The organism is Roseibium album (assembly GCF_965233825.1).
Taxonomy (GTDB): Bacteria; Pseudomonadota; Alphaproteobacteria; order Rhizobiales; family Stappiaceae; genus Roseibium; species Roseibium album.
Map to the genome: position 1 here is coordinate 3,893,029 of NZ_OZ247583.1, position 14,131 is coordinate 3,907,159.

Below are 14,131 nucleotides of genomic sequence, written 5' to 3' on the forward strand. Positions count from 1 at the left end.
GTGCTTTCGATTTCAGGGACGGGCTCTTCAAGAAGCCTGCCCATCAGGAGAAACTGCTGTGGGCGCAACTGTCGCCATCATCGGACGGCCGAATGTCGGCAAGTCCACTTTGTTCAACCGCCTGGTCGGCAAGCGCCTGGCGCTGGTCGACGATACTCCCGGTGTCACCAGGGATCGGCGGCCGGGGGAGGCGCGTCTGGGCGACCTCCGTTTTACGATCATCGACACAGCCGGTCTGGAGGAGGCGGACAAGAGTTCGCTCGAAGGACGGATGCGCCGGCAGACCGAAGAAGCGATAGAGACCGCGGATGCGGTCCTTTTCTTGATCGATGCCCGCGCGGGCGTTACGCCGCTCGATGCGCATTTCGCCGAAGTCGCCCGCAAGACCACACGGCCCGTGATCCTGCTTGCGAACAAGGCGGAAGGCCGGGCGGGAGAGAGTGGTCTTTATGAGTCCTACTCGCTCGGTCTCGGTGAACCGATCGCGATTTCCGCCGAGCATGGAGAAGGACTTGCTGATCTTTACGATGCACTGAAACCGCATGTCGACCGCGTGTCCGATGAAGAACAGTCGAACCGCGAAGAGGCAGTCGTCAATGTCGATGTGGATGAAGACGGTGAGTTCATCGAGGAGCAAGATCCGGCTGGCACAAAAGAGCGTCCCCTGCGTGTCGCGATCGTCGGCAGGCCCAATGCGGGCAAATCCACGCTGATCAACGAGATGGTGGGTGAAGACCGCATGCTGACAGGGCCGGAGGCCGGCATCACCCGCGACTCGATTTCAGTCGATTGGGTCTGGCGCGACCGGCATGTCAAGCTGTTCGACACGGCAGGTATCCGCAGGAAAGCCAGGGTTCAGGAAAAGCTCGAAAAACTGTCGGTGGCCGACGCGCTGAGAGCGATCAAGTTCGCGGAAGTTGTCGTCGTCACGCTCGATGCCACGATGTCTTTCGAAAAACAGGATCTCCAGATAATCGATCTCGTCGCGCGCGAAGGCCGGGCACTGGTGATCGCCATCAACAAGTGGGACCTGGTTGAAGATCGGGAAGCGGCTTGGAAGAAGATACGTGACGCCAACGAGCGCTACTTCAATCAGATTCGCGGTGTTCAGATCACAACATTATCCGGGATTCAGGGGCAGGGCATCGACCGATTGGTCGAAAGCGTCTTCAAGTCCTATGAAGCCTGGAACGCCCGCGTTTCGACTTCCAAACTCAATCGCTGGCTCGACAGGGTCACGGCAAATCACCCGCCACCTGCCGTGGCGGGTCGGCGGATTCGACTGCGCTACATGACGCAACCGAAAACGCGGCCACCTCATTTCATCGTTTTCTGTTCCCGTCCGGAACAGTTGCCGGAGAGCTATACACGTTATCTGGTGAATTCCTTGCGGGAAAAGTTCAATATCCAGGGCACTCCCGTGCGCCTGACGTATCGCAAAGGGGAAAATCCGTACGCCCCCGGGAAAAAGCGAAAGATTCAGTAGTCACGGATCCGGTGTGCGGGCGACGAAGTATTCGGAGCGATCGCAAACCGGCCTCAACTTATCGGGTTTCGAAGGAGCAAAATAATGATTTCCGAACGGCTTGCGTTTGCCGAACGTCTTGCAATCCAGGCAGGTGAACTCGGTCTGGAGTATTTTCGTAAACTCGACACGCTGACTATCACCCAGAAAGGACACCAGGACCTGGTGTCCGAAGCAGACAGGAATGTTGAAACGCTGATCCGCAAGGAACTTGCCAAATCATATCCCGACGACAGCATTTTGGGTGAAGAGCACGGCATCGAAGAAGGTACATCCGGCTACACCTGGATCACCGATCCAATCGACGGGACTGCGAATTTCGTCACCGGCATACCACAATGGTGCGTAATCATTGCTTGCGTTCACCAGGGCCAGGTTATCGTCGGCGTTATCCACGATCCAGTGGCCAAGGAAACTTTCACCGCAGCAGCGGGGCAGGGCGCCTTCCTGAATGGCAAACAAATCAAGGTGTCGACCAGCGACAGCCTGTCCAACGGATCTGTCGGTGTCGGTTTCAATGGCCGGACGGCCGTTACGGATGCCGTGAATGTCATTGGCGCTCTTGTATCAAAAGGCGGTGTGTTTTTCCGTAATGCCTCGGGTGGGTTGATGCTCGCCTATACAGCGGCCGGCCGGCTGATCGGTTATGCGGAATCACACATGAATGCCTGGGACTGCCTGGCTGGCATGTTGCTCATCAAGGAAGCAGGCGGCGTGGTGATGGAGCAGGACGTCAATAATTCGCTATATCACGGGGCTCGCGTGGTCGTGGGAGCACCGGGTGTTTTCGGGGATATCAGGGAAATCGCCGAAAGTTCCTTCGCACCCCTGGAAGCTGCCGAGTAACAAGTGTCAGACGTGCTGGTCGACAAGCACCGGGTTTCCGTCCGGATCGATCAGCACGAAACTGGCCGGACCGGTGGTCGATTCGTCCGCTTCTGCCTCAAAGGCATAACCTTTGGACTTCAATTGCTGCTGGAGTTCACGGATGTCCTGAAAGGTGTCGAGTTTTTGCGCACCCTGGTCCCAGCCCGGATTGAAGGTCAGCATGTTCTTTTCAAACATGCCCTGGAACAGACCGATGACGGTGTCCCCGTTTTTCAGGATTGCCCAGCCGTCCGCGCCTGATCCGCCCAGGTCCGAGAAGCCGAGACCTTCATAAAAGGCTTTTGATTTCTGAAGGTCCTTGACCGTCAGGCTGATTGAAAACGCACCGAGTTGCATGGAATGGCCTCCTGTACCGCTGATAGGAAAGGCTACATGCTTTCAAAGGCCGAGAAAGGATGCAAGCTCGGTCCTGGTTTCTTCCGTAAAATGAAAGCCGTCCCAGCCGAGTGAGCGCGCTGCCGCGATGTTTGCCGAGCTGTCATCGATTAACAGCACATCTTCCGGAGGAAGATCGAGAGATGTGCTGACATGTTGGAAGAACGCCGCATCTGGCTTTGCATGGCCAATCCGCCCTGAAGAGAAAACCCTGTCGACACGGTCCGAAAAACCTGAAATCCTCTCGATGTATGTTGTGCGGTGATGTTCGTTGTTTGTCGCGACAACCTGACGGATCCCTGTCAGACGAAGTCGTTCAACAAGGCCACAGGTAAGCGGATCTTGAAGGTCGTCCTTCGCAAACCAGTAGGTCAGAATTGCATCTGCAGTATATGGGTGATCTTGCCTGCACAACCAATCCCGTACATGGTCTTTCAGGTCTGTCTTTCCGGAAATGACTTGCATGAAAGTCCGATTGAATATGCCCTCCTGAAAGTCCTTCAACGGTATTCCGAGGTCTTCTTCCAGTGTTTCGGACCAGACGAACTTGCCTCCAATGACATTGCGATTGAGGACGCCATCGAAGTCCCAGGCGATTGCTTTCGTGTTCTTGCGCATAAAGTGCTGCTCTCGCATTCCGGCTTGGATCCGGCAGTGCCTCAATACACCGTCTGCGAAGGATGAAACCTAGCTCGTCCACTCGCCGCTGATACGGTCATAAAGCTCACCTGTCCGAAAGATTTCGGGTTTCAGCAGTTCGACAAGGTCCGCTGCAACCACTTGGGTTGTCGGCAGGTTCTCCGGTGTTTCGCCTGGCATGGTCTTGGCGCGAAGGCCTGTTCGCGTGGGGCCCGGGTCAGCGAGGTTGATTTTCATCGCAGTTTGAAGGCTTTCATTTGCCCAGGTTCTGGCCATTGCTTCAACAGCGGACTTGCTGATTGATTGCAAGCCCCAGAACGCGGTGCGCGTTTGTGCCTGGACACAGGTCAGGAACAATGCCCGACCAGCATCCGACTGGCGCAGCAACGGGTCCAGCGAGCGGACGAGGCGCCAGTTTGCTGTGACGTTCACAGCCATGACCTTTTCAAAGTCCTTCGGACTGATATGGCCGAGGGGGGATAGAACTCCGAGCATTCCGGCATTGCCGACAAGAATGTCGAGTTTCTTCCAGCGCTCGAAAATGGCGGCGCCGAGCCGGTCGAGTGCATCGAAATCCATCAGGTCCACGGGCACCAGTGTCGTCTGGCCGCCAGCTGCCTTGATCTCGTCGTCGAGATCTTCCAGACCGCCGACGGTCCGGGCGAGTGCGATCACATGTGCGCCGCGTTCACCGAGTTGTTTTGCGATCTGATAGCCAATACCGCGAGAGGCGCCGGTCACCAGTGCGATCCGACCGTCAAAGTCTTGTGTCATGCTATGTCTCTTAACCGACCTCCACCAGGCGCGGTGCGCTGATGAATTCCTGGTCTTCGGAAAGATCCGTCAGCGGCGTCGGATAGTCGCCGGTAAATCCGTGATCGGTGAATTGCGGGTTTTCGTTATCGCGACCGTCATACCCCATGGACTTGTACATGCCGTCGACGGACAGGAACGCGAGACTGTCGGCGCCGATATATGCGCACATTTCTTCGAGGCTGTATTTGGCGGCCAGAAGTTTTTCCCGGACCGGCGTATCGATCCCGTAATAGTCGGAATAGCGGATCGGCGGGCTGGCAAGCCGGAAGTGAACTTCCTTGGCACCGGCTTCACGGATCATCTGGACGATCTTGACCGACGTGGTGCCGCGAACGAGGCTGTCGTCGACCAGAACAACGCGCTTGCCTTCGATCTGGGACCGGTTCGCCGAATGCTTCATCTTCACACCTAGCGCCCGGATCTGCTGCGTTGGTTCGATGAATGTCCGGCCGACATAGTGATTTCGGATGATACCAAGTTCGAACGGAATGCCGCTTTCCTGGCTGTATCCGATCGCGGCCGGAACGCCACTGTCGGGAACCGGTACGATTACATCTGCTTCAACACTGGTTTCGCGCGCGAGTTGCTTGCCCATTTCCCGGCGGACATCGTAGACGCTGCGACCACTCAGAACGGAGTCCGGCCGTGAAAAGTAGATGTATTCGAAGATGCAGGGCCGTGCCTGCTGCTTGCCGAACGGAAAAAAGGACTGGATGCCGGTCGACGTACAGACGATCACTTCACCGTTTTCGACTTCCCTGATGAATTTCGCGCCGATGATATCAAGCGCACAGGTCTCTGAAGCCAGGATTGGCGCGCCGTTCAGATCGCCGAGGACGAGAGGACGGATGCCAAGCGGATCCCTCGCGCCGATGAGCTTCTTGGACGTCAGCGCCACGAGCGAGTAGGCACCTTCCATCTGCGTGATCGCTTCAATGAAACGGTCGACGATCTTGTTCTTGCGGGAGCGGGCGACCAGCTGGAGCACGACTTCGGAGTCCGATGTGGACTGACAGATCGCACCGTCGCGGATCAACTGTCGCCTCAGCGTGAGAGCGTTTGTGAAGTTCCCGTTGTGGCAGACCGCGATCCCGCCTCCATCGAGTTCGGCAAACAGTGGCTGTACGTTTCGCAGGATTGTTTCGCCGGTCGTGGAGTACCGTACGTGACCGACGGCAGCACGGCCGGTCAGGCGCCCGATCGTATCTGCATCGGAAAAGTGATCGCCGACAAGTCCCAGATGCCGTTCTGCGCGGAACTGATCATTGTCGAAGGTAACTATACCGGCTGCTTCCTGCCCCCGATGTTGCAAGGCGTGCAGACCAAGGGCGGCGAGGGCGCTGGCGTCCTCGTGTCCCAGAATGCCGAAGACACCGCACTCTTCACGAAGCGTGTCGCCATCCATATCAAACAGCTCGTCCACTTCCGTTCCGCCAGTCATGGCGAACACTCCTCTTTTCGGCCGACAGAGATTGCGGCCCGAGACTTTGAATTGGCCTGCTTCCTCGCGAAAGCAGCATTGTCGTTTGGCACGCGGTAATGCGAACTGCCGGTGCGGATAGGTCTTCGCTTCTGTCGGCGTCAGTTGTTGTCGCTCGTCAGCTGATCCAGGCCCTGACGCTCGGTTTCGCTGTATTCAGGCTCCTCGGATGGTGCTCCGGCGTTGTTACCCGTCAGATCAGCATCGCGTATTCTGTCCAGGATCGCCTTTTCCGGATCCTCCGGCAGGACGGCGACAAGGCGCTCGCCAATCGAAAGCAGGATAGGTCTCGATTTCGCGTCCAGGACCCATTCCGGCTGCTGATCAGGCTGGACGAACCAGTTGAAGAACATCATCGCCACCACGAGCAACAAAAGGCCGCGTACAGCGCCGAACACAAAGCCGAGTGTGCGATCCAGCGCACCGATCCGGCTGTCCAGCACAAAATCCGAAATCCGCATCGTAATATAGCTGACAATGACCAGTGTCACCAGAAACACAGCTGCGGCCGAAGCGCCGGCAGCCACCAGATCATGAGTTATGTACTGTTTCGCGTAGGGCAAGACCCGTTCATAGAGCAGAAAGGCCGCGGCCGCCGCTGCAACCCAGGAGACGATCGAAAGGACTTCGCGGACAAATCCCCGGATCATGGCAAGCACCGCCGAAATGAACATGATGGCCAAGAGCAGTCCGTCCAGAATGGTTATCGGCATGTTCCTGAAAAGTCCCTTTGTCTGGTGCTCAAAAAAGAGCTGAATTCTCTATTCCGATCCCATGGGCATTATGCTTCTGCGCCCTTCGACGCACTAGCCTCAGCCGAGAGTTTCGCGACAAAGTCCCCAAGTTCCGACAGGCCGGATGCCTTGAATGACGATGCCGCACCGTCCTTGAGGTTCCCCTCCGGACATATCGCCTGATCGAAGCCGAGTTTCTCCGCTTCTTTCAGCCTGGACTGGGCCTGGGCGACAGGCCGGATGGCACCTGACAGGCTGACCTCGCCGAAATAGACGCAATTGGCCGGAAGGGCAAGCCCGCTAAGCGATGATATCAATGCCGCTGCAACTGCAAGATCGGCTCCCGGTTCGTTGATTTTAAGGCCGCCAGCCACATTCAGGTAAACATCGTGCTGGGAAAACCGCACACCACACCGCGCTTCCAGAACCGCAAGGATCATGGAAAGACGCGCACTGTCCCAACCGATCACCGCCCTGCGGGGTGTTCCAAGCGTCGATTGGGCAACGAGTGCCTGGATTTCAATGAGAAGCGGTCTGGACCCTTCGAGTGCGGCAAACACGGCTGCACCAGGTGACGATGTTGACCGGTCTCCCAAAAAGAGCGCCGATGGATTGGAGACTTCCGCCAGCCCCTTGCCGGTCATTTCAAAAACGCCGATTTCATCGGTTGCGCCGAAGCGGTTTTTCACCGAGCGCAGGATCCGGTATTGGTGCGCACCATCACCTTCAAAATAAAGCACGGCGTCGACCATGTGCTCCACCACACGTGGGCCGGCGATCTGTCCGTCCTTCGTCACATGACCCACAAGTACCAGTGTGGTGCCGTTTTTCTTCGCATAGCGCACCATGGCCTGCGCCGAGGCGCGGACCTGGGTCACTGTGCCTGGTGGCGATTCTACCTGATCGGTCCACAAGGTTTGAACTGAGTCCAGGATCAGCATAGCGGGTGGTTTGTCAGCCTCAAGCGTCGCAAGGATGTCTTCGACACTGGTTTCGGCGGCAAGTGCGACCGGAGCGTCGGCAAGATCCAGGCGTTCGGCACGCAGGCGAACCTGTCCGATCGCTTCCTCGCCTGAAATATAGATGGTCTTGTGTCCGAGATTTGCCAACTGTGCGGCAGCCTGAATCAGAAGCGTGGATTTGCCAATGCCTGGATCACCGCCGACCAATAGCGCCGAGCCGCGAACAAAGCCGCCTCCGGTCACCCGGTCCAGTTCCGCAACATTTGTCTGGATACGGGGAGCTTCTTTCGTGTCACCGGACAGGCCTACAAGCGGAACAACGCGTCCCTTGCTACGCGGTGCACGTTGCGGACCGCCCCCGACCCCGCCACCGGTCTGTTCCTCGACAATCGTGTTCCATTCACCGCACGACTCGCAGCGCCCGACCCATTTGGCAGTAACTGCGCCACAGGACTGGCAGACGAAAGAGCTGGACCGCCGGGCCATGGGATCTCCAGTTAGCTGAGTGGGCGATAGATGCGCTCGAAGCGCTGCCCCAAGCTTGTCAGATATTCATAGTCTATTGTTTCGGCATACGCTGCCAGGTCCGCAGCTGCAACATTGGGTCCGAGCATTTCCACAAACGCGCCGCGTCTGACCAGATGATCGGGAACGTCGGTAACGTCAAGCGTAATCATGTCCATCGAGATCCGACCGAGGATCGGGGCCTTGTAACCGCCGATCATCGCAAACCCGCCCGGGCGGCTATCTGTCGAACTCGCGCCCCGGAGCAGTCCGTCGGCATAACCAGCGGCAACGACGGCGTTTTTGAGTGGCCGGCCAGCCGTGTGACTGGCGCCGTAGCCGATCGTGTCACCCTCCGGTACGTCACGCACGATCATGATGCGGGCCTCTACCTTGGCAACCGGTTTCATCGGATTGGGTTCATTTTCGATCGCCTGACCGCCGTAAAGGGAAATACCGGGACGCACGAGATCGAAATGAAACTCGGGACCCATCAGAACGCCTGCGGAGTTCGCCAGAGAACGTCGAATGTGAGTATGCGGAGCCGTGACCTCCCGGAATAGCCTGAGCTGATGATCATTCATCACGTGGGTTGGGTTGGACCCGCAGGCCAGATGACTCATGAGAAGCGAGGGAATGAAAGGACCCATTTGATCGGGTTTTGAAAACGTCGCGGTGAATTCACTCGGCGATAGTCCAAGCCGGTGAATTCCGGTATCGACATGAACCGCTGCGTCAAATGACCTGCCAGCACCCTTGCAAAGGTCTATCCATTCCACCAGTTCGGCATGCGAGCCCAGAACCGGACGGATACGGTGCTCGAGATAATGGTCGATTGTCCCGGGCAGCAGGCCGTTCAGGGCATATATGACCGCATCTGGAAGCACGCGCCTTAACGCGATCGCTTCTGTCGGAACGGCAACGAAGAAGGTTCGGCATCCTTCGTCGTACAGCGCCTGTCCGGCCTGGGCCTGGCCCATGCCATAGGCGTCCGCCTTGATCGCGGCGGCACATTCAGTTGCGTCTCCCAGCCTGTTTTTCAACGCAGTCCAGTTTTGCGCAATCGCGCCCAGGTCAATGGTGAGGCGTCCACCATAGAGGTCCGAATGGAAGGGGGTTTCGAGTCGATTGGGCACAGTCCTGATTTTGCTCCGGTAGATTGGGATGTTCCCGTGGAATCAGGTGGTATTCTACCGCAATGATCGGACCCGGTTCCAATTGAAAAATGCAAGATTGACGCGGCCTGTGATCGCGGGTGTTAGATCGGGCAGCGCGTTGTAAAAACGCCCGTCATTTGCGTCCTGACGCCTTAGTCCTGATAGAGAAATTCGATGCCGGCCTCATCCGTGCGGGTCCAGCGTATTTCCCCGTGAAAACGCAGTTTTTTGCTTTCAACTTCAAGGACGACCTTTGCGTTCTGCTTCAGGTTTTTGGTTTTGGTTGCAATCCTGCAGCCACCGGCACTGATATCCTCGACGACACACGGTTGGTGAATCTTCTCGAGCCTGAGGATCCCGGGCCACTTGCAGTTCTTCCGGGGGAAGATCCTGGCTTCCTCCAACAATTTTTGCACCGGTGAAACCACGATGATCCATTTCCAGAAAAATCGGCGAATTCTAATGATTGATTACTTAGGGTAAATAACGAGGCTTAAAGATGACTTAAAATTGTCAAAACGTACAAGCCAATATCTATGATCTGCCGATGATATTTTTCTTCGCACGATATTGACGATACGCTCATGAACCGCGCAGAGCAGCTAAGCGCTCGGTGCTAAATGACGCAATATCACAGTGCGTTCGGTCCAGGTGTGAATGACTGACTATTCGTAGCGCTCCGGCAGATGGTCATCCTCAGCCAGATCGGAGAACCGGGTGAACTCGCCCTGGAAGTGGAGATTCGCCGTCCCCGTAGGACCGTGTCGCTGCTTGGCGATGATCACTTCTGCCTTGCCTCTTGCAGCCTCGTGCTTGGATTCCCAAGCTGCATATTCAGGTGACCCGATCTCGGGCTCGGTCTTGGAAAGGTAATATTCTTCCCTGTAAACGAACAGGATCACGTCGGCATCCTGCTCGATGGATCCCGATTCGCGAAGATCAGACATCATCGGGCGTTTGTCGTCACGAGATTCGACCTGGCGGGACAGCTGAGAAAGCGCAATGATCGGAACGTTGAGTTCCTTGGCCAGTGCTTTCAGGCCGGTAGTGATTTCGGTGATCTCCTGCACCCGGTTGCCTGTGTTCTTGGCGGACCCCGACAACAACTGGATATAGTCGACCACAAGCAGGTCGAGGCCGCGCTGGCGTTTCAGCCTGCGTGCCTTGGCCACCAGGGAAGCGATGGAGATACCGCCCGTTTGGTCAACATGCAGTGGCACTGACTGCATTGTCTGGGCACACGCGGCAAGTTTTTCAAATTCTGCTTCCGTAATGTCTCCACGACGGATCTTGGAAGACGAGATCTCCGCCTGTTCGGAAATTATACGTGTCGCGAGCTGCTCTGCGGACATTTCGAGTGAGAAGAAGCCGACCACGCCGCCATTGACGGTCTTGACCGAACCATCCTGTTGTTCTTCCGATTTGAACGCCTGTGCGATGTTGTAGGCGATGTTTGTGGCGAGCGAGGTTTTTCCCATTGCCGGACGACCGGCAAGAACGATCAGATCGGATTGCTGCAACCCGCCCATGAGTTTGTCCAGCTCCCTCAGGCCGGTGGACGTTCCCGAAAGGGCACCTTCACGATTGTAGGCGGCATGCGCCATTTCGATTGTTTCGGTAAGCGCATCGCCAAAAGCTACGAAACCACCCTCGCTGCGGCCGGTTTCGGCAAGTTCAAACAGCCTGCGTTCAGCATCGTCGATTTGCTGACCCGGCGGCACATCTATCGGGGCATCAAAAGCGATATTGACCATGTCTTCGCCAATCCGGATGAGGTTCCTGCGAATGGCGAGGTCATAGATGGTTCGTCCGTAGTCTTCCGCGTTGATGATCGAGGCCGCATCACCGGCAAGACGCAGCAGAAACTGCGTCGCGGACAGGTCCGCTATCTTTGCGTCTGCGGGATAGAAGGTTTTCAGCGTGATTGGAGAAGCCGTCTTGCCGGCCCGAATCAGGTGGCTGATCTTCTCGTAGATGTCGTGATGCGATGGCACGAAAAAATGAAGTGGCTCCAAAAAGTCGGAGACCCGATAAAAGGTTTCGTTGTTGACGAGAATCGCACCCAGAAGCTGACGTTCCGCTTCCGCATTGTGCGGAGCGAGACGCTGAATGTCTTCTTCTGTTTCGACCTTCTGCAACGTGCCCTTCATACCGACCCCCAATGACCCAAGTTCATTGGGCATACCTTTTGACGCGGGCGGTCTCAAGGCTCAAAAACGACTGTCATTGTTTCCCACCGACTTGCACAGATCAGCGGGGAAAGACTCAGATCCTGCTTGACACAAAAGCTGTTTGGAGACTCAAGGCGATAGATCTTAGTCATTGAAAACTATCGCTTTTTTAGTGAGGTTAATGAGTAGTTAAGGAATTGGGCTGTGGATTCAACGCGTTGTATGGGAGTTTGAATTTGCTGGTTTAGGCAACGTCGAATTTTGGCGAAATGAATTGCTGGCAAAATAAAAACGGCACTGCGAGCAGTGCCGTTTTGTGCTTGACTGGAGAAGAACGTGAAAGCCGATCAGACTTCGTCTTCTGCAGGAGCTTCTTCTTCGGCCTCGGAACCTTCCTCGGTGCCTTCGGCTTCTGCGTCTTCCTCGTCTTCTTCAAACTCGAAGACGTCCTGTTCCGGCGTCGTCAGGTCTTCACCAGCTGCCTGGCGCGCTGCTTCGTCTTCGGAGCGGGCGACGTTGACGGAGATTGTGACTTCGACTTCCGGATGCAAACGGATCAGAACGGTGTGCAGACCGATTGTCTTGATCGGTGTGCGCAGTTCGACCTGGTTGCGGGCAACCGTGAAGCCACTCTCTGTCAGACCATCTGCGACGTCTCTCGTGGAAACGGATCCGTAGAGCTGGCCGGTCTCGCCCGCCGAGCGAATCATCACCAGTGCTTCGCCGTCGAGCTTGGAAGCAACGGCTTCTGCTTCGCTCTTGCGTTCCAGATTCCGGGTTTCGAGTTGCGCGCGTTCAAGCTCGAAGCGCTCCAGGTTTGCCTTGTTGGCGCGGAGCGCCTTGCCTTGCGGCAGCAGGTAGTTACGGGCATAGCCGTCACGGACGCGAACGGTGTCGCCCATCTGGCCGAGCCTTGCGATACGCTCAAGAAGAATGATTTGCATTTTTTTCTCCTACTGTCCCGCCTGTGCGGCGGTTAGAGACCGAATGTCCGCGGTCCCAATACGGGTCTCCCGGGAGGGCCCGGGAGAAGTCGGCTTCCAAAAGGAAGCGTTAGCTGATCACGAACGGCAGCAGGCCGAGCAGGCGTGCACGTTTGATCGCACGAGCCAGTTCACGCTGCTTCTTCGCGGAGACCGCGGTGATGCGGCTCGGAACGATCTTGCCGCGCTCAGAGATGTAACGCTGCAACAGACGGATGTCTTTGTAGTCGATCTTCGGTGCATTGGAACCGGAGAACGGGCAGGTCTTCCGGCGACGGAAGAACGGACGGCGGCTCGGAAGCTGTGCAATATCAACCATTGTCTCTTACTCCTCATCACCACGGCGTGGCGGACGGCCACCACCAGAACGCTCACCACGGTCGCCACGATCACCACGGTCGCCGCGATCACCCCGGCCACCGCCACGGCGGTCGTCGCGATCACGCTTCTGCATCATGGCGGATGGTTCTTCATCCAGTTCACCGACGCGGAAGGTCATGCAGCGCAGGACATCTTCGCTGAGGCCCATCTGACGCTCCATCTCGGCGACAGCGGCATGCGGCGCGTTGATGTTCATAAGCGTATAGTGAGCTTTACGATTTTTCTTGATGCGGTAGGCAAGGGACCGCAGACCCCAGTTTTCAATCTTGCCGACAGTACCACCAGCACCTTCGATGAGGCCCTTGTACTGTTCGACGAGCTGTTCGACCTGTTGTGCCGAAACATCCTGGCGCGCCAGGAAAACGTGCTCATAAAGAGGCATGAAAATAGCCTTTCTTCGTGTTGACAACGCGGGATTGGCGCAAAGCCTCCTCGTAGACCCGGAAAGGCGCACGAGAAATCTTACGGGAGTGGGAACACGGGAAGTCGGATCTCTCAAAAAAATCCTGGCAAACGCCCTTCCGTTCAGCCCCCGGCCAAACCCGGATGAAGCGCGCTCTATACTCTGTTTTGTGGGAATTGCAAGTCCAAATCGAGCATTGTCTCCTACCTTTGGAACGCTGCTGGTGAAGTCACCCTGCGTCCAATTGCAAAGACGCGGGTTGGCAGTTTTTGTTCCAGGCAAGAGATCACGTTTGGTTGGACCCAAAGCAAGAGTTTGGTGAATTCGTTCAGGCAGAGGACTTCTTCCAGCGACGAACCCCTGCAACGCCCATTATCGCCGCGAACAGCAGTCCGCCACTTGCCGGAAGGGGAACAGGCGTGAACCGGAGTCCCAGGTCACCTTCGGGATAAGGTGTATAATTGTTGCGCAATCTCAACGCTCCTTCGGCAGCGCCCGTCGGAGGGAAGAACCAAAGGTACAAAACGCAGCAATCGCTACCTGCTCTTGGAGTGTTGTCGATGTAAGAAACAAAATCGACGTGTGTGACAGCACCACTTTCAACCTTCCAGAGGTTTATGAACGTGTTCGTCTCCGGCGGTCCGATGTAGCCACCGAGGCCGAAGTTTTCGGTGTTGCCTAGAATTTCAACGCTTGTTGCATTGGAAGTTCCTTCCGTCAGTCCCCGGACGATTCCGGTAATGTGGCCTCCACCGAACGATTCAGGGTTTGAAAAGGAGAAATTGAAGTCGAAAGTGACTGCTTGTGCCACGTGGCTTGAAGTCAGAACCGATATCGCGACTGTGGCTGCCGCAAGCACCCCAGAGATGGAATTTTTCATCATGCCCCCGCACTGATAGTGTAAAAATTGTCAATTACGCTACTTTGGCGAGAGTGTGAAGTGGCAATGTGACACCGGCAGGTTGATTGCAGGGCTCGCATCGTCCAACAGGGTGATTTCGGACCGGTCTCTAACCCAAACGTTTCATCCAAATACGACAGTTGTTCCCGCGATTGCCGGTTGAAACCCTTCTTTTGTTCCATGCACAATGTGCCGGTAGAAAGAGAACGGTT

The 14,131-nt window shown here is 56.3% G+C and carries 15 protein-coding genes; 2 read left to right on the plus strand and 13 right to left on the minus strand.

Annotated features, from left to right (window positions below; genetic code table 11):
• Positions 1 to 58 precede the first annotated feature (58 nt).
• Both der and ACO6TI_RS17735 read left to right on the plus strand, forming a co-directional pair.
• Positions 59 to 1,486: a ribosome biogenesis GTPase Der gene (gene der / locus ACO6TI_RS17730; RefSeq protein ID WP_055118631.1), complete on the plus strand. Its 1,428-nt coding sequence runs from the start codon at positions 59 to 61 to the stop codon at positions 1,484 to 1,486.
• 84 nt (positions 1,487 to 1,570) lie between these two features.
• Positions 1,571 to 2,371, plus strand: a complete 801-nt coding sequence (locus ACO6TI_RS17735; protein WP_029066460.1) for an inositol monophosphatase family protein — start codon at positions 1,571 to 1,573, stop codon at positions 2,369 to 2,371.
• 6 nt (positions 2,372 to 2,377) lie between these two features.
• Here the strand turns inward: ACO6TI_RS17735 and ACO6TI_RS17740 are convergent, their stop codons facing one another.
• The 13 genes from ACO6TI_RS17740 to ACO6TI_RS17800 all read right to left on the minus strand — a co-directional run bounded on the left by ACO6TI_RS17740 (position 2,378) and on the right by ACO6TI_RS17800 (position 13,898).
• On the minus strand, positions 2,378 to 2,749 hold the full coding sequence (locus tag ACO6TI_RS17740; protein ID WP_055118627.1) for a VOC family protein: 372 nt from the start codon (positions 2,747 to 2,749) through the stop codon (positions 2,378 to 2,380).
• Positions 2,750 to 2,791: 42 nt separating this feature from the next.
• Positions 2,792 to 3,406 (minus strand): HAD-IA family hydrolase, encoded by a 615-nt coding sequence (locus tag ACO6TI_RS17745; protein WP_422382998.1) that lies wholly within the window; start codon positions 3,404 to 3,406, stop codon positions 2,792 to 2,794.
• A gap of 69 nt (positions 3,407 to 3,475) precedes the next feature.
• Positions 3,476 to 4,201, minus strand: coding sequence for an SDR family NAD(P)-dependent oxidoreductase (locus ACO6TI_RS17750; protein ID WP_108872695.1), 726 nt, complete (start codon positions 4,199 to 4,201; stop codon positions 3,476 to 3,478).
• 10 nt (positions 4,202 to 4,211) lie between these two features.
• Positions 4,212 to 5,684, minus strand: coding sequence for an amidophosphoribosyltransferase (gene purF, locus ACO6TI_RS17755; protein ID WP_055118621.1), 1,473 nt, complete (start codon positions 5,682 to 5,684; stop codon positions 4,212 to 4,214).
• Between the two features lie 140 nt (positions 5,685 to 5,824).
• A complete protein-coding gene (locus ACO6TI_RS17760) occupies positions 5,825 to 6,436 on the minus strand; it encodes a CvpA family protein (protein ID WP_055118619.1) in 612 nt (203 codons plus the stop codon).
• A gap of 68 nt (positions 6,437 to 6,504) precedes the next feature.
• Positions 6,505 to 7,905 (minus strand): DNA repair protein RadA, encoded by a 1,401-nt coding sequence (gene radA, locus ACO6TI_RS17765; RefSeq protein ID WP_104705118.1) that lies wholly within the window; start codon positions 7,903 to 7,905, stop codon positions 6,505 to 6,507.
• Positions 7,906 to 7,916: 11 nt separating this feature from the next.
• Positions 7,917 to 9,059 (minus strand): alanine racemase, encoded by a 1,143-nt coding sequence (alr, locus tag ACO6TI_RS17770; protein ID WP_196899151.1) that lies wholly within the window; start codon positions 9,057 to 9,059, stop codon positions 7,917 to 7,919.
• A 173-nt stretch (positions 9,060 to 9,232) separates the two neighbouring features.
• Entirely contained in the window at positions 9,233 to 9,496 is a 264-nt protein-coding gene (locus ACO6TI_RS17775; protein WP_158510425.1) for a PilZ domain-containing protein, read from the minus strand.
• Between the two features lie 249 nt (positions 9,497 to 9,745).
• Complete coding sequence (locus ACO6TI_RS17780) at positions 9,746 to 11,230, minus strand: replicative DNA helicase (RefSeq protein ID WP_055119039.1); 1,485 nt, start codon at positions 11,228 to 11,230, stop codon at positions 9,746 to 9,748.
• A gap of 368 nt (positions 11,231 to 11,598) precedes the next feature.
• Positions 11,599 to 12,195, minus strand: coding sequence for a 50S ribosomal protein L9 (rplI, locus tag ACO6TI_RS17785; RefSeq protein WP_055118611.1), 597 nt, complete (start codon positions 12,193 to 12,195; stop codon positions 11,599 to 11,601).
• 109 nt (positions 12,196 to 12,304) lie between these two features.
• On the minus strand, positions 12,305 to 12,553 hold the full coding sequence (rpsR, locus tag ACO6TI_RS17790; RefSeq protein WP_029066450.1) for a 30S ribosomal protein S18: 249 nt from the start codon (positions 12,551 to 12,553) through the stop codon (positions 12,305 to 12,307).
• A gap of 6 nt (positions 12,554 to 12,559) precedes the next feature.
• On the minus strand, positions 12,560 to 12,997 hold the full coding sequence (rpsF, locus tag ACO6TI_RS17795; RefSeq protein ID WP_055118609.1) for a 30S ribosomal protein S6: 438 nt from the start codon (positions 12,995 to 12,997) through the stop codon (positions 12,560 to 12,562).
• A 349-nt stretch (positions 12,998 to 13,346) separates the two neighbouring features.
• Positions 13,347 to 13,898 carry a VPLPA-CTERM sorting domain-containing protein gene (locus ACO6TI_RS17800; RefSeq protein ID WP_422382999.1) on the minus strand — a complete coding sequence of 184 codons (552 nt, stop codon included), beginning with the start codon at positions 13,896 to 13,898 and terminating at the stop codon, positions 13,347 to 13,349.
• Positions 13,899 to 14,131 lie beyond the last annotated feature (233 nt).

What these genes read in the sequence shown, in the direction of transcription:
- purF (WP_055118621.1), bottom strand. Translation starts at nt 5,684, where the DNA reads ATGACTGGCGGAACGGAAGTGGACGAGCTGTTTGATATGGATGGCGAC.
- radA (WP_104705118.1), bottom strand. Translation starts at nt 7,905, where the DNA reads ATGGCCCGGCGGTCCAGCTCTTTCGTCTGCCAGTCCTGTGGCGCAGTT.
- ACO6TI_RS17800 (WP_422382999.1), bottom strand. Translation starts at nt 13,898, where the DNA reads ATGAAAAATTCCATCTCTGGGGTGCTTGCGGCAGCCACAGTCGCGATA.
- rpsF (WP_055118609.1), bottom strand. Translation starts at nt 12,997, where the DNA reads ATGCCTCTTTATGAGCACGTTTTCCTGGCGCGCCAGGATGTTTCGGCA.
- ACO6TI_RS17740 (WP_055118627.1), bottom strand. Translation starts at nt 2,749, where the DNA reads ATGCAACTCGGTGCGTTTTCAATCAGCCTGACGGTCAAGGACCTTCAG.
- ACO6TI_RS17780 (WP_055119039.1), bottom strand. Translation starts at nt 11,230, where the DNA reads ATGAAGGGCACGTTGCAGAAGGTCGAAACAGAAGAAGACATTCAGCGT.
- ACO6TI_RS17760 (WP_055118619.1), bottom strand. Translation starts at nt 6,436, where the DNA reads ATGCCGATAACCATTCTGGACGGACTGCTCTTGGCCATCATGTTCATT.
- rpsR (WP_029066450.1), bottom strand. Translation starts at nt 12,553, where the DNA reads ATGGTTGATATTGCACAGCTTCCGAGCCGCCGTCCGTTCTTCCGTCGC.
- ACO6TI_RS17745 (WP_422382998.1), bottom strand. Translation starts at nt 3,406, where the DNA reads ATGCGCAAGAACACGAAAGCAATCGCCTGGGACTTCGATGGCGTCCTC.
- rplI (WP_055118611.1), bottom strand. Translation starts at nt 12,195, where the DNA reads ATGCAAATCATTCTTCTTGAGCGTATCGCAAGGCTCGGCCAGATGGGC.
- ACO6TI_RS17750 (WP_108872695.1), bottom strand. Translation starts at nt 4,201, where the DNA reads ATGACACAAGACTTTGACGGTCGGATCGCACTGGTGACCGGCGCCTCT.
- ACO6TI_RS17735 (WP_029066460.1), top strand. Translation starts at nt 1,571, where the DNA reads ATGATTTCCGAACGGCTTGCGTTTGCCGAACGTCTTGCAATCCAGGCA.